This is a genomic window from Devosia nitrariae, from assembly GCF_030160115.1.
GTDB lineage: Bacteria > Pseudomonadota > Alphaproteobacteria > Rhizobiales > Devosiaceae > Devosia > Devosia nitrariae.
Map to the genome: position 1 here is coordinate 381,165 of NZ_BSNS01000020.1, position 12,012 is coordinate 393,176.

Here is a 12,012-nt window from a genome sequence, read left to right on the forward strand (position 1 = left end):
TTTTCAGGCTTTACGCCGGCAGGTCGCGATCGAGCGGCTCCAGCGAGCCGGCACGGTCTCCGGGGACTTCGATCGAGGTGCAGGTTCCGCCGGGAACGAGCGTCCAGGCATTGCCCTGGTAGTCGACGGTCGACGTGCCCTGACACGTGGTGCCAGGTCCGGCCGCACAGTCGTTCATGCCAGCGAGCGAAACGCCATAGCACTTCTCCTTGCCGGCATCCATTGCCGCCGACATTTCCGCTTCCGTCATCGGTGCCGCGTGAGCAAAGGACGAAAGCGCGGCGGCCACGGCGCTGGTCAGGATCGCCGCGCTCACTGTTGTTCCCTTAGACATGATTTCTCTTCTCCCGTTTGGGTTGTGCACAGCCCGCCCGATCATCGAGCGAGCAAAAGGGAGTTCGGTCCGGCGGCGCCAATGTTACGTGGCGCGACGACACGAGTTCGTGATCGAGGATGCGAGGGGTGGTTTATCCGATCGCGGTACCGGCCTGCCGGCTGTGAAACCCCGGCCTTGCGGGGGAGGCCGTCGTGTTGCGGATCACCAGGTGGGTATCCAGTACCAGTCGGGTATCTCCCGCCATATGGCCGTTCAGCATGTCGAGCAGCAGCCGGACGCCGGCACGCCCGGCTTCATCGGACCGGTTGGATACCGTGGTCAGCGAAGGGTAAGTCGCAGCGCCGAGGACGTCGTCGCAGCCAACCACCGAAAATTGGTCGGGGATGGATATGCCGCGTTCCGCCATGCCCGTCATGATGCCTTGCGCGGTCAGGTCGTCAAACGCGACCGCCGCCGTTGCCTTGCTGGCGAGGATCTCCGGCACAACCGCCCGGCCACTGTCGTAACTGGGGACATGCGGGCTCACCACATCCACCGCCATGTCATGGAGCCTGGCTGCAGACTTGAGCGCGTTGCGACGTTGGCGATTGGCCCATGAGCTCGAAGGACCGCTGACATAGATGATGTGCTTATGGCCCAGGTCCGCCAGGTGGTCGATAGCTTGTCGTACGCCCGTGGTGCTGTCGATGAGTACCCGTGGAATGCCCGCTACGTCCCGGTTGATCAGCGCCATGGGGCGGCGTTTGGCATGAAACACGATGCGTTCCGCGCTGAGACGCGATGCGACCAGAAGCAGACCCTCAACCTGGGTCACGAAACGATCGATCAACTTGTCTTCCTGCCGGGGATCCTCGTCGGAATTGCCCAGGAACACGCAGAAGTCCGAACGGTCCGCCTGAAGTTGCGCCGCGCGGATGAGCGGCGGAAAGAAGGGGTTCGCGACGTCCGAGACAATAAGCGCCAGGTTGCCGTGCCGCCCGGTGCTCAATGCCCGGGCGGTATGGTTGGGCACATAGCCCAGTTGCTGGGCGATCTTGACGATGCGGTCCACCGTTTCGGCCCCGAGGCGTTCCGGCTGGGTAAAGGCGCGCGACACCGTCGATTTCGAAACCCCCGCTGCCTTGGCCACGTCTGCCATGGTGTGGGTCTTCCCGCCGGCACCATGCTGCATGGCGGCACCTCTCAAAAAATGGCCTCGAAAGCTTTTCTCTCGTCAGCACCGACTTTGCAACCGACGCCACTTGACGTGCAACCGGTTGCACGAAATAGTTTCCGCGATTTCGAGTGCGCAGTCATTGGCGTCGTCACAAATGGAAGTAACCCGCAATGAATAGTGTTCGTCTCGACCCGCAGCGTTCCGGTCGTCGTGTCGATAATTTGGAGATCAGGAGCTTCCCGGATCGGCGAGCGATGGGCGACGCGGCGGCAGGCGACATTGCAGTCGAACTGCGTCGTCGGCTGGCGTCCCAGGCGGGTGTGCGCATGGTCTTCGCCTCGGCGCCGAGTCAGGCTGACGTATTGAATGCTCTGGTGCGCGCGCCGGGCATCGACTGGGCTCGCGTCACTGCGTTCCACATGGATGAATATATCGGCCTGCCCAAGGCAGCTCCGCAGCGCTTTGCCAACTGGCTGGACGCGTATGTTTTCGACCGTGTCCCTCTGGCGGCGGTCTACCGGATAGACCCGGGCGATAATCCTGCTGAGACCGCCCGGCAGTATGCCGAGCGCCTTGCGGCCGCTCCGATCGACATCGTCCAGCTCGGCATCGGCGTCAACGGACACATTGCCTTCAACGACCCGCCGGTCGCCGATTTTGCGGATCCCCTGGACGTCAAGGTGGTGGACCTCGACCTTGAATGCCGTCAGCAGCAGGTCGATGATGAGTGCTTCGAGGAGGTCTCGCAGGTGCCCGAGCAAGCCATTACACTGACCGTGCCGCGCCTTCTGCGGGCCGACAGACTGTTCTGCATGGTCCCCACACGCGCCAAGCGTGCGGCCGTCGATGCCGCACTCAATGGACCGGTCGCAACGTCCTGTCCGGCCTCGGTCCTGCGCCGGCATCCGGCCTGTACACTCTACCTCGATGCTGATTCCGACCCGGAGGTTTGAGAACTATGAGCAGCCCCTCAGAAAGCCTCTGCCAAAGATATTTCAATGACGTCACCGCCCTTATGCAGCAGATCATGGACGAAGAGGGCGGCACGATCTCCTCGGCCGCCGACCGGATGGCCGAGCAGATCGCACAGGATCGGCTGGTTCACGTCTATGGTCCCGGCGGCCACTCGAACCTTGCCTCGCAGGAGATCTTCTTCCGTGCCGGGGGGCTGATGCATGTGAGCGCCATTCTGGACGAGGGCACATTGCTCTCCAATGGCGCACTGCGCTCCATGGCCATCGAACGCACCCCAGGTTACGGCAAGATCGTCATTGGTGATCAGCGACTGGGGGCAGGGGATTTGCTGATCCTGGTCAATGCCTACGGTATCAACGCCGCGCTGATCGACGCGGCGCTCGAGGCCAAGGCTCGCGGTGTGTTCCTTATCGGCGTGAGTTCGCGATCCCACGCCAGTGCGACCTCGCCGGATCACCCGGCGCGCCATCCGAGCAAAGCCAACCTGCATGACCTGGTCGACATAGCCATCGACTGCAAGGTGCCGATCGGTGATGCACTGGTTGAGGTGCCGGACATGGGCGAGCGGATCGGCGCCGTCTCCACCTTTGCCAACGCCTTCGCGCTCAATTGCCTGGTCATCGAGACTGTTGCCAGGCTCAGGGCCCGGGGAATCGAGCCTCCGGTCTGGCGCAGCGGCAATGCCCCAGGCGGTGATGAAGCCAATGCCCGGTTCATCTCCCGCTTCCATGACCGGGTGAGGAAGCTGTGAGTGGGCAGCTGACGGGACGCTCCCCGCAGGACGGGAAGGGCATTCGCGTCAGCTTCGACGCCGGCGTGATCACTGTCATCGAGCCGGTGGACTATGATGGTGAGTACTTTATCGGTCCGGGGCTGGTGGACCTTCAGGTCAACGGCTATTTCGGGTTCGATCTCAACGATCACGCGCTGACGCCCGAGCGGGTGGGGCAATTGACCCGCAAGCTGTTCGAGCATGGCGTCACCACTTACCTGCCGACCCTCATCACCGCCTCGGAACAGTCCTTGATTGCGGCGCTTACGGCCAATGCTGCCGCGCGGGAGGCCGATCCGTTGCTCGCGCGCGCGATACCAGGCGTCCACGTCGAGGGACCTTTCATTTCACCCCACGACGGCGCTCGTGGTGCCCATCCGAAGGACCAGGTCCGAGCTCCGGATCTGGCGGAGGTGGAGCGCTGGCAGGTTGCTTCGGGAGATCTGGTGCGGATCGTGACATTGTCGCCGCACTCGAACGAGGCAATCGAGTTGACGCGAAGCCTCACCGCGATGGGCATTCACGTTGCTCTCGGCCATACCGAGGCGACGCCGGAGCAGATCCATGCGGCCGCCGAGGCCGGCGCCGTGCTCTCCACACATCTGGGCAATGGTGCGCCGGCCCTGCTCCCCCGGCACCCCAATTTCATCTGGGCGCAACTGGCCGATGACCGGCTTACCGCCAGTTTCATTGCCGATGGGCATCACCTGCCCGCCGATACGCTCAAGAGCATGTTGCGGGTGAAGGGATTGGGGCGCGCACTTCTGGTCTCAGACGTGGCCGCACCGGGCGGGCTCGAGCCTGGCATCTACGACCAGCCGATTGGCGGGCGGGTGCAGTTGTGGCCCGATGGCCGCCTGGGCACGCCGGGAACGCCATTCCTGGCCGGCGCCGCGCTTACTCTGGACTATTGCGTCGCCCGCGTGGCCGGCATGGCCGGACTTACTCTTGCCGAAGCGCTTGCACTCGCGACCACAGCGCCGGGGCGCTTCCTCGACGGTCGAGGGCGGCTCGAGCTCGGGGCTGTGGCAGACCTCATCGTCTTTGGATGGCAACCGGGCGCGGACCGCCTCGACATCCGCACCACGGTTTCTGGAGGCGAGGTTGTATGGCAACATTGAAGGCCGGCGCGGCCGCTGTCGATATCACCCCGCCGTCGGGACTGTTGCTGGCCGGTTTTGCCGCGCGCAGTCAGCCTTCCACAGGCGTACACGATCCGCTGACGGCGCGGGCACTCGTCATAGGTGACACGGCCATTGTGGTCGCCGATGTTATCGGTGTTCACCAAGGCTCCAGCGCGCGTATACGCCAACGCTGCGGCCTGCCTCCGGACAACGTCATCGTAACGGCAACCCACACCCACGGGGCGCCGCTGTCGATGCCCGAACGCCTGGGCGCGCAAGCAGACCCGCAGTTCTTGCAACAACTCGAAGATGGCTGCGTTGCCGCCATCCGCAGGGCAGCAGCTTCCGCCGTGCCCGCCGGCCTTGCGGCTGGCCTCGGCCCGGATCCGGATGTGGCGCGAAACCGCCGCCATGCCGACGGACCGCTTGACCGGAACCTGCCGGTGCTCAGGGTTTTCGCCGAGGACGGCCGGACAATCGCTGTGATGGCATCCTACGCCTGTCACCCCACGGTCCTGGGAGCCGACAACCGTCTCGTAACGGCCGACTATCCCGGCTATGTGCGCCAGGAGATCGAAGCCGCCTTTCCCGGAGCCGTCGCCCTCTTTCTCATCGGCTGCGCCGGAGATGCAAATATCGGCCATGCGGCCAAGGCGTCCTGGACGGTCGCGGCCAACGAAACCCGCACGTTCGAGAACGCCGAACGACTTGGCCGGCGCATCGGCCGCGCGGCTATTGCCGCGGCAATAACGCCTGTGGAGGCAAAGGCCGTTGCATCCAATGGCATGATTGCCCTCGAGCTCGATCGCCCCGAAGGCGATCTGGAGGCGGCGGCACGTGCCTGGCAGGCTGAATTGGACGCCGGCGCCATGGTGCCGCGGTCCCTGTTGCTGCCCCACTGGATCGCTTGGGCAAAGGCCAATGCGCATGTGCCACCTGGCCGATGGCAGGGACGGGTAAGCGTTCTCGATTGGGGTGGGGTGGTGATCACCGCCATGCCTGGAGAGATATTCTCCCGTACCGGGCTCGACATCCGTGCCGCGTGCGGCGATCGCATAAGCTTCGTTCTTGCCTATGCCGACGATACGCCCGGCTATATCCCGCCGCGCGAGGAATATCCCTATGGGGGATACGAAGTGGATGAAGCACACCGTTTCATCGGCCTTCCCGGCCGGTTTGCGCCGGGTTCGGCCGAGGCGCTGGCTGAAAAGACGATAGAGCTGCTCGACAAAGCGTCACGTCGCGCGATTGCGCAATGAAGTGGCATTAATTGCGCCAGTCTTCCTTCGATAGCTTGACATGCAACCGGTTGCACGAGAAGCTGAGTTTGCAAGGGAACAATCCGCCGTCATTAGAAGTGAGGGAACATGACACTGTCCAAGACGACTTCTCCAACTATTCGCCGCGCCCTTCTGCTGGGTTCGGCGGTTTCGGTTGCCTACGCCGCCAGCGCGTTGTCGGCTTGGGCGCAAACCATCACTGTCTGGAGCGGCTATCCGGAGCTGGTGCCGTTTTACCAGCATGTCGCGGAATCGATGCGCGAAGAGTTTCCCGACATCACCGTCGAGGTGAACGCCATCGCACTGCGCGAGCACGAACGCCGTGTCGCCTTGGGCATAACTTCGGGTGAATCGGCCGAGGTGCTGGAACTCGCGACCTCCATCGCCGCCCGCTATCTCGAGAACGGCCTGCTGAGCACGCCGCCCGAAGACGTGCAGGCCTTTGTCGGCGACACCGCGAATTTCGGCGCCTTCTTTGCCGATGCCGCCAGCTATGACGGCACCGTCTATGGTGTGCCGCTGTTCCGTGGCCAGAGCGCCGTCTACTACAACACCGACATGCTGGCGGCGGCTGGCCTCGAAGGTCCGCCCGCGACAATGGCCGAGTTCGATAGCTATGCCGAAAAGCTTACGCAACGCGACGGCAGCGGCAATCCGACCGTTTCGGGCTGGAGCCTGCGCCTGTCGGGTGGTGGCTCGGGGATCACCGAGAAGTTCGCCATCAACATGTTCCAGCACGGCGGCGAGATGCTCGCCTCTTCGGGCGATGGCATGTGGAAGTCCAGCTTTGCCACCGACGCTGGTGTCGCAACGCTCAAGCAGTATCTGCATAACCTCTTCGAGACGCGTACGGTGACCGTGGAGATGCCCGCTGACGCCGAGGCGTTCGAGCGTGAGCAGACGGCAATGTTCATCCGCGAGTCCTGGGTGATCGGGGACATTGCGAGCAAGGCACCGGACCTGAACTACGACACCGGCACACTGCCGCGCGGCTCGATCGTCAGCTCGGTGCAACTCTATGTGGCGGCCGAGGGCGAACAGGCCGACGCCGCCTGGAGCTATATCCTGGCAACGCAAGAGCCTGAAAACCTGCTCTGGCTGTTGGACAATGTGGGCTGGCTGCCCAACCGCGCCGGCCTCGACTATTCCGAGATCATCGCCGCCAAGCCGGCGTTCGGCGCTTTCGTCGACTATCCCGAGAGCTACGAGTTCTTCACCACCCCGGCGATCGGTCCGATCGACGAAGTCATGACCCGCGTTGCCGCGCTGCTGCAGGAAGCCTTTGCCAATCCGTCGCTCGCGGGCGACGATGCTGCCATCATGGGTGTGCTCGAGAACATCGACGCCGAAGTGAACGCTATCCTCTCGCGTGAAGGTTTGCTCGCCGAATAACGGCTCCACTCGGTCTCAAGCTTTCGGGGGCCTGTGCTCCCGAAAGCCGTATTCAGGGAGACGTTCATGCTCAAGCGCAAGCTCTGGCTTTTTTCGCTCGTTGCCATCCTGCCGGTTATGGCGATCTTTGCTTATGTGCGTGTCTATCCCATCTATGAAGTCCTGCGCCTCAGCCTCCACAAATGGGATATACTCTCTCGCAATAAACCTTTCATCGGTCTGGCCAATTTTGCCGAGCTGCTGCGGGACAGCCTCTTTCGTACCGCGCTGATCAACACGTCGATCATCGCCTTCGGGGTGCTGTTTATCACCGTGCCGCTGGCGCTGGTGATCGCAGCGCTCATTCATCACCGCACCCGGTCGCGTTTCGCCAGTTTCTATGAAACTTCGGTGTTCATTCCGCATGTCGTCTCGCTGGTGCCGGCCGCCATGGCCTGGAAGTGGATTTTCGATGCCCAGCTGGGTCCCCTCAATGCGCTCCTCGGCGTATTCGGTGTGGCGCCCAAGGCCTGGCTGTTCGATCCGGTCCTCTCCATCGTCAGCGTCATCATCCTCTGCTCCTGGCAGGCGCTCGGCTTTGCCGTGCTGATCTACCTTGTCGGTTTCAAGAACCTGCCGCGTTCTCTTTTCGAGGCGTCAAAGCTCGATGGCGCTTCGGGCATCCAGCAGTTCTGGTATGTCGCCGTGCCGCTCCTCAAGCCCATCACGCTCTACGTGTCCGTCGCGACACTCGTTTCGGCCTTCAACGTCTATGCGCAGGTTTATGTGCTGGCCTCGGACGCCCAGGGAGCACCGGGGCGCCAGGTGCGCGTGCTGGTGCTCGACATGCTCGAGAATACCTTCCGCAACTACCGCGTGGGCTATGCCGCGTCCGAGGCCGTCGTGTTGCTGGTCATCGTGCTGATCCTGACGGCGATCCAGTTCTCCCTCCTGCGCGAGAAGGGGACACGCTGATGATCGATGTTGCCGACGACACCGCTGTCGAGCCCGCTACCACAGGTGGTCCCGTAGGCCGCGCTAAACGGCGTCTCACCGATCTGGCGATCGACGTCGTGTTGACCGTCTTCGGTCTCCTTATGGTGCTGCCGCTGATCATGCTGGTGGCCAATGCCTTCAAGGCGCCGCAGGAACTGCTTGCCTGGCCGCCGACGCTCATACCCACCAAGCCGACAACGGAAAATATCACCGCCGTGCTCGGCGACACGCCGCTTCTCACCTGGATATTCAACAGTTTCACTTTCGCAACGCTATCGGCCATCGCCATCTCGGCAACCTCGGCCATCGCGGGATACCTGCTTGCCAAATTTCCGTCGCGGACCATGAACGTGCTCTTTGCGATCGTCCTCGCCACCGCCATCGTGCCGTTCGAGGTCTATATGATCCCGCTCTATTTTCAGGCGCAGCAATTGGGCCTACTGAATTCCTTGCCAGGCATTCTCCTGGGCTATCTGGTGATGAGCTTTGGCATTTTCCTCGTGCGCCAGAACGTCATACACACCATTCCCGATGAGCTTTTGGAGGCCGCCCGCATCGACGGAGCCGGCGAACTGTGGATATTCTGGCACGTGGTGCTTCCCTTGCTGCGCAGTGCGCTCGGGGCACTCTTCGTGCTGGCGTTTTTCCAGGCATGGACTGCCTTCGCTTGGCCGCTGATCGTGTTGAGCACGGCCCAGAACTACACCATCGAGGTGGGCTTGGCCTTGTTCCAGACCGGCTTTACCGTGGATCTCGGGCGGCTCAGTGCTGCCTCCGCCATCGTTCTGGTTCCGTCCGTCACTCTGTTCGTCCTTCTGCGCCGCAATTTCGTGGAAGGCGTTGCCAGTACAGGCCTTAAGGAATGACCGATGACTTTTTCGAGGCCGCCCGTGGATGCTATCTTGCCGCCAATGCGGCAACGCTGCGCTGGATGCTGGACCGCCCGCGCCTGCGGGGCGTCTATCTGAACACCAAGCTCAACCCTCTGACCCTCGTCGACTATGGGCCGGAGGACGGCTGGCGCGGCCCGGACTATGTCTATGGCTGGATACAGGGCAGGGGGCTCGAAGCGGTCGTCACTCACGCTCGCGCGTTCGACGATGCCACGCTGTCGGCCGATCTCGACGCCGCCGGACTTGCGTTGATGCGGGCGCTCGATGCGCTGCGCGCGACCGATGGACACGCCTATTTTGCCTATGACGGGCACATGCAGCCCATCCGGTTCGACGTGGATGGCAGACCGGTTCCGCAACGCACACCAGGTGATATTTACACCTATTCCGACATCTTCGTCGTCAAGGGCCTGGTCGCAGCAGCAGCGGCCCGTCAGCCGACAGCGCTTCCCCGTTACATTGAAGCGCTCGAGACATTGGTCGACGCCATAGAGAATGGACGCTTCCAGATGGACGAGAAGCGCCCGCTCGAAGAGGCCGCCATCGCCGACGAACCCGATGATTTCGGGCCGCGCATGATCCTTCTGGGTGCTGCCGGAATGCTCAGCCGTGCCGGCCTGCGTGGCACCGCCGCGATCTTTGCCGATCGCTTCATCGCTCATGTCATCGATCGTCATTTCGATCCGCGATCCGGGCTCCTGCGCAATGCGCCCGGGCTTGAACCGTGCAATGTCGGTCATGCCATCGAGTTCGTCGGGTTTGCGCTGGACTACCTGCCGGCCGATTGCGACCCGGAATTGCTGCGTGTCCTTCGGACAGTGCTGGTCTCCTCGGTCCGGTTCGGTCTCAAGGGGCCGGGGATCCGGCTGGTGGTTTCGGCAGAGACGGGAGCGCCGATCAGCCCCTATTGCCCGTGGTGGTCCTTGCCGGAAACCATCCGCGCCGCATCACTATGCTGGGAACGCACGCGCGACCAAGACGTGCTCGCCGTCTGGCGGCAGTGCGACACGATCTTCTTTCGTGACTATTGGCGCCCCGAGGCATCGATCGCCTATCAATGCCTGACCGAGAGCGGACCTGTCGACTACGTGCCCGCAACGCCGGACCTCGACCCCGGCTACCACACGGGGCTGAGCCTGTTGGCCGCGATCGACATGATCGAGCGCCAGCGCACCGCGTCGTAACTGGAGTATTCCATGCCACCGGCACGGATAAGGCGCCCGGTCGGCGAGTCGCTCACGCCTCGGGCCGCGCGTCGGCATTCCCGGCATCGCCTCGGGTGACGGTGAATCGCGGTCTGATATGGCGGTTGAAGAAGCGTCCTTTGGAGAACGCGGCCCGGAAGGCCCCGTAGGTCTCGAGGGGGACCTCCTGGTAGTCATACCGTCTCCCATTGGTCACCAGCCATATGGAAAGCACCCGGGTTTCGGGATCGTAGCTGAATTTATCGATGATCGCGGACGGCATCGTCGGCTCCTGCCTCCTCCAACCCCGATTGCCTTACGGGAGTTGCGGTGGAGGTGAGTCCTCGCCCTTGTTTATGCTTTGTTCTCGATCTACAAAGGTGGTCCTATGAAGGAACGTACGTGACGATCCGCTCCGGCAGCGCTGATCTTCCTCTCCACGGTGGTCGAGTGCCGCGGTGGCTAAGCGAGCGTATGGCCAGGCTCGGCGCGTTGATATGCGAGGCGGTGATCGTTGAATACGGTCGCGACGAACTGCTGCAGCGGCTGGCTCATCCCTTCTGGTTCCAGTCCTTTGGTGCCGTGATGGGCATGGACTGGCATTCCTCCGGCATCACCACCAGCGTGATCGGAGCGCTCAAGAGAGGACTTGGTCCGCTCGAGAAGGACTTAGGCCTTCATGTCTGCGGCGGGCGTGGCAGGCACTCCAGAAACACGCCCGACGAACTGGTCGCCATAGGACAGAGAGTTGGATTTGACGGTGCTGCCCTGGCTACCGCCAGCCGACTTGTCGCTAAGGTCGACAGCGCAGCGGTTCAGGACGGTTTCGATCTCTACCTTCATGGGTTTATCGTCGCCGATGACGGCAAGTGGGTAGTCGTGCAGCAGGGCATGAAGGGCGATGCCGGTCTGGCCCGCAGATACCATTGGACGTCGCAAGGCCTGGGCAGCTTCGTCGAGCGCCCTCATTCCGCAATCGAAGGCGAACCTCAGGGCGAGATCGTCAACCTGACCGATAAGCGTGCCGCCGAGTCGCGCGCCGGCAGTGTCGACTTGCTGACGTCGCTTGGCCCGGAGGGGATCGTTCGGGAGGTCGGCCTGCTGCGGGGCAGGCCGGTTCCGGTTTCGTCGGATGAGCCACTGCTCCCCCATCTGGTGATGCCCGAGCATCACGACATCCGGCCGGCCGACGTGATGCTTCGCAGGCTCCATGGTAGCCTGGCCGCCGCGGCAGATCGCGGACCGGCGGATTTCGCGCAACTGCTGTTGGTTCCAGGTGTCGGCGCGCGGACCGTGGAATCCCTGGCAATGGTCGCCGAAGTCGTGCACGGTGCGCCGCACCGGTTCTCCGATCCAGCCCGGTTCGCCATGGCTCACGGCGGAAAGGACGGTCACCCGTTTCCTGTTCCGCTGACGGTCTACGACCAAACCATCCAGGTGTTGAAGACAGCGGTGGTGCGATCGCGTCTCGGCCAGGACGAACAGGCGGCCGCGATCAAGCGCATCGACGCGCAGGCCCGGATCCTCGAGAGGACTGCTACCGGACCGTCGCTTGAGTCGTACATGGCGCGTGAACGCGCGCGTGCTCGCGAGTACGGTGGCCGAACCGTGTTTGACGATGATCGCCCTACGGGACGTTCCGCAAAGGCGCGGCGCTGAGCCTAAACTGATGGGGCTAGCTGCGGCATCGGCAGGGCGGTTCATATGCCCTGTCGGAGCAGCAAAAAGGCCCGGTTGCCCGGGCCTTCTCGTCAGACACCAAATCTATCGTGCCGAAAAAATATGACATTCGGGATGAAGGCCCGAACTAGCGTGGTCGTCGTCGGCTCCGTCTGGGCAATTGAACTTTCCTTGCGCACCTCCCGTACCACCGGATTTCCGGGACTTTGCAGGCCCGCCTGCCAATAGGTTTGTCCTCGCTGTC

12 protein-coding genes are annotated in these 12,012 nt (G+C 62.9%); 9 read left to right on the forward strand and 3 right to left on the reverse strand.

From position 1 onward, the window contains the following. Window positions 1-10: 10 nt before the first annotated feature. Both QQK18_RS19010 and QQK18_RS19015 read right to left on the reverse strand, forming a co-directional pair. On the reverse strand, window positions 11-334 hold the full coding sequence (locus tag QQK18_RS19010) for a BufA1 family periplasmic bufferin-type metallophore (protein ID WP_284341941.1): 324 nt from the start codon (window positions 332-334) through the stop codon (window positions 11-13). A 133-nt stretch (window positions 335-467) separates the two neighbouring features. Then, entirely contained in the window at window positions 468-1,475 is a 1,008-nt protein-coding gene (locus tag QQK18_RS19015) for a LacI family DNA-binding transcriptional regulator (RefSeq protein WP_284341942.1), read from the reverse strand. A 188-nt stretch (window positions 1,476-1,663) separates the two neighbouring features. On the opposite strand from QQK18_RS19015, the gene QQK18_RS19020 reads away from it, so the two are divergent. The 8 genes from QQK18_RS19020 (at window position 1,664) to QQK18_RS19055 (ending at window position 10,088) form a co-directional block, all read left to right on the forward strand. Further along, entirely contained in the window at window positions 1,664-2,446 is a 783-nt protein-coding gene (locus tag QQK18_RS19020; RefSeq protein ID WP_348523240.1) for a 6-phosphogluconolactonase, read from the forward strand. A 5-nt stretch (window positions 2,447-2,451) separates the two neighbouring features. Beyond that, window positions 2,452-3,219, forward strand: a complete 768-nt coding sequence (locus QQK18_RS19025) for a sugar isomerase domain-containing protein (RefSeq protein WP_284341943.1) — start codon at window positions 2,452-2,454, stop codon at window positions 3,217-3,219. Further along, entirely contained in the window at window positions 3,216-4,361 is a 1,146-nt protein-coding gene (locus QQK18_RS19030) for an N-acetylglucosamine-6-phosphate deacetylase (protein WP_284341944.1), read from the forward strand. The genes QQK18_RS19025 and QQK18_RS19030 overlap by 4 nt, the downstream gene beginning before the upstream one ends. Beyond that, window positions 4,349-5,623, forward strand: coding sequence for a neutral/alkaline non-lysosomal ceramidase N-terminal domain-containing protein (locus QQK18_RS19035; protein WP_284341945.1), 1,275 nt, complete (start codon window positions 4,349-4,351; stop codon window positions 5,621-5,623). The genes QQK18_RS19030 and QQK18_RS19035 overlap by 13 nt, the downstream gene beginning before the upstream one ends. A gap of 108 nt (window positions 5,624-5,731) precedes the next feature. Beyond that, window positions 5,732-7,036: an ABC transporter substrate-binding protein gene (locus QQK18_RS19040; protein WP_284341946.1), complete on the forward strand. Its 1,305-nt coding sequence runs from the start codon at window positions 5,732-5,734 to the stop codon at window positions 7,034-7,036. 66 nt (window positions 7,037-7,102) lie between these two features. Continuing rightward, the gene (locus tag QQK18_RS19045) at window positions 7,103-7,990 is read left to right on the forward strand and encodes a carbohydrate ABC transporter permease (protein WP_284341947.1); all 888 of its coding nucleotides are present in this window, start codon (window positions 7,103-7,105) and stop codon (window positions 7,988-7,990) included. After that, entirely contained in the window at window positions 7,990-8,877 is an 888-nt protein-coding gene (locus tag QQK18_RS19050; protein ID WP_284341948.1) for a carbohydrate ABC transporter permease, read from the forward strand. Before QQK18_RS19045 ends, QQK18_RS19050 begins: the two co-directional genes overlap by 1 nt. Beyond that, complete coding sequence (locus QQK18_RS19055) at window positions 8,874-10,088, forward strand: AGE family epimerase/isomerase (RefSeq protein ID WP_284341949.1); 1,215 nt, start codon at window positions 8,874-8,876, stop codon at window positions 10,086-10,088. The genes QQK18_RS19050 and QQK18_RS19055 overlap by 4 nt, the downstream gene beginning before the upstream one ends. 52 nt (window positions 10,089-10,140) lie before the next feature. Here the strand turns inward: QQK18_RS19055 and QQK18_RS19060 are convergent, their stop codons facing one another. Next, window positions 10,141-10,371 (reverse strand): KTSC domain-containing protein, encoded by a 231-nt coding sequence (locus tag QQK18_RS19060; RefSeq protein WP_284341950.1) that lies wholly within the window; start codon window positions 10,369-10,371, stop codon window positions 10,141-10,143. Between the two features lie 119 nt (window positions 10,372-10,490). Here QQK18_RS19060 and QQK18_RS19065 point away from each other — a divergent pair, with 119 nt between their 5' ends. Next, on the forward strand, window positions 10,491-11,747 hold the full coding sequence (locus QQK18_RS19065; protein ID WP_284341951.1) for a DUF763 domain-containing protein: 1,257 nt from the start codon (window positions 10,491-10,493) through the stop codon (window positions 11,745-11,747). Window positions 11,748-12,012 lie beyond the last annotated feature (265 nt).

What these genes read in the sequence shown, in the direction of transcription:
- QQK18_RS19015 (WP_284341942.1), bottom strand. Translation starts at nt 1,475, where the DNA reads ATGGCAGACGTGGCCAAGGCAGCGGGGGTTTCGAAATCGACGGTGTCG.
- QQK18_RS19025 (WP_284341943.1), top strand. Translation starts at nt 2,452, where the DNA reads ATGAGCAGCCCCTCAGAAAGCCTCTGCCAAAGATATTTCAATGACGTC.
- QQK18_RS19055 (WP_284341949.1), top strand. Translation starts at nt 8,874, where the DNA reads ATGACCGATGACTTTTTCGAGGCCGCCCGTGGATGCTATCTTGCCGCC.
- QQK18_RS19050 (WP_284341948.1), top strand. Translation starts at nt 7,990, where the DNA reads ATGATCGATGTTGCCGACGACACCGCTGTCGAGCCCGCTACCACAGGT.
- QQK18_RS19035 (WP_284341945.1), top strand. Translation starts at nt 4,349, where the DNA reads ATGGCAACATTGAAGGCCGGCGCGGCCGCTGTCGATATCACCCCGCCG.
- QQK18_RS19060 (WP_284341950.1), bottom strand. Translation starts at nt 10,371, where the DNA reads ATGCCGTCCGCGATCATCGATAAATTCAGCTACGATCCCGAAACCCGG.
- QQK18_RS19045 (WP_284341947.1), top strand. Translation starts at nt 7,103, where the DNA reads ATGCTCAAGCGCAAGCTCTGGCTTTTTTCGCTCGTTGCCATCCTGCCG.
- QQK18_RS19010 (WP_284341941.1), bottom strand. Translation starts at nt 334, where the DNA reads ATGTCTAAGGGAACAACAGTGAGCGCGGCGATCCTGACCAGCGCCGTG.
- QQK18_RS19020 (WP_348523240.1), top strand. Translation starts at nt 1,664, where the DNA reads ATGAATAGTGTTCGTCTCGACCCGCAGCGTTCCGGTCGTCGTGTCGAT.
- QQK18_RS19040 (WP_284341946.1), top strand. Translation starts at nt 5,732, where the DNA reads ATGACACTGTCCAAGACGACTTCTCCAACTATTCGCCGCGCCCTTCTG.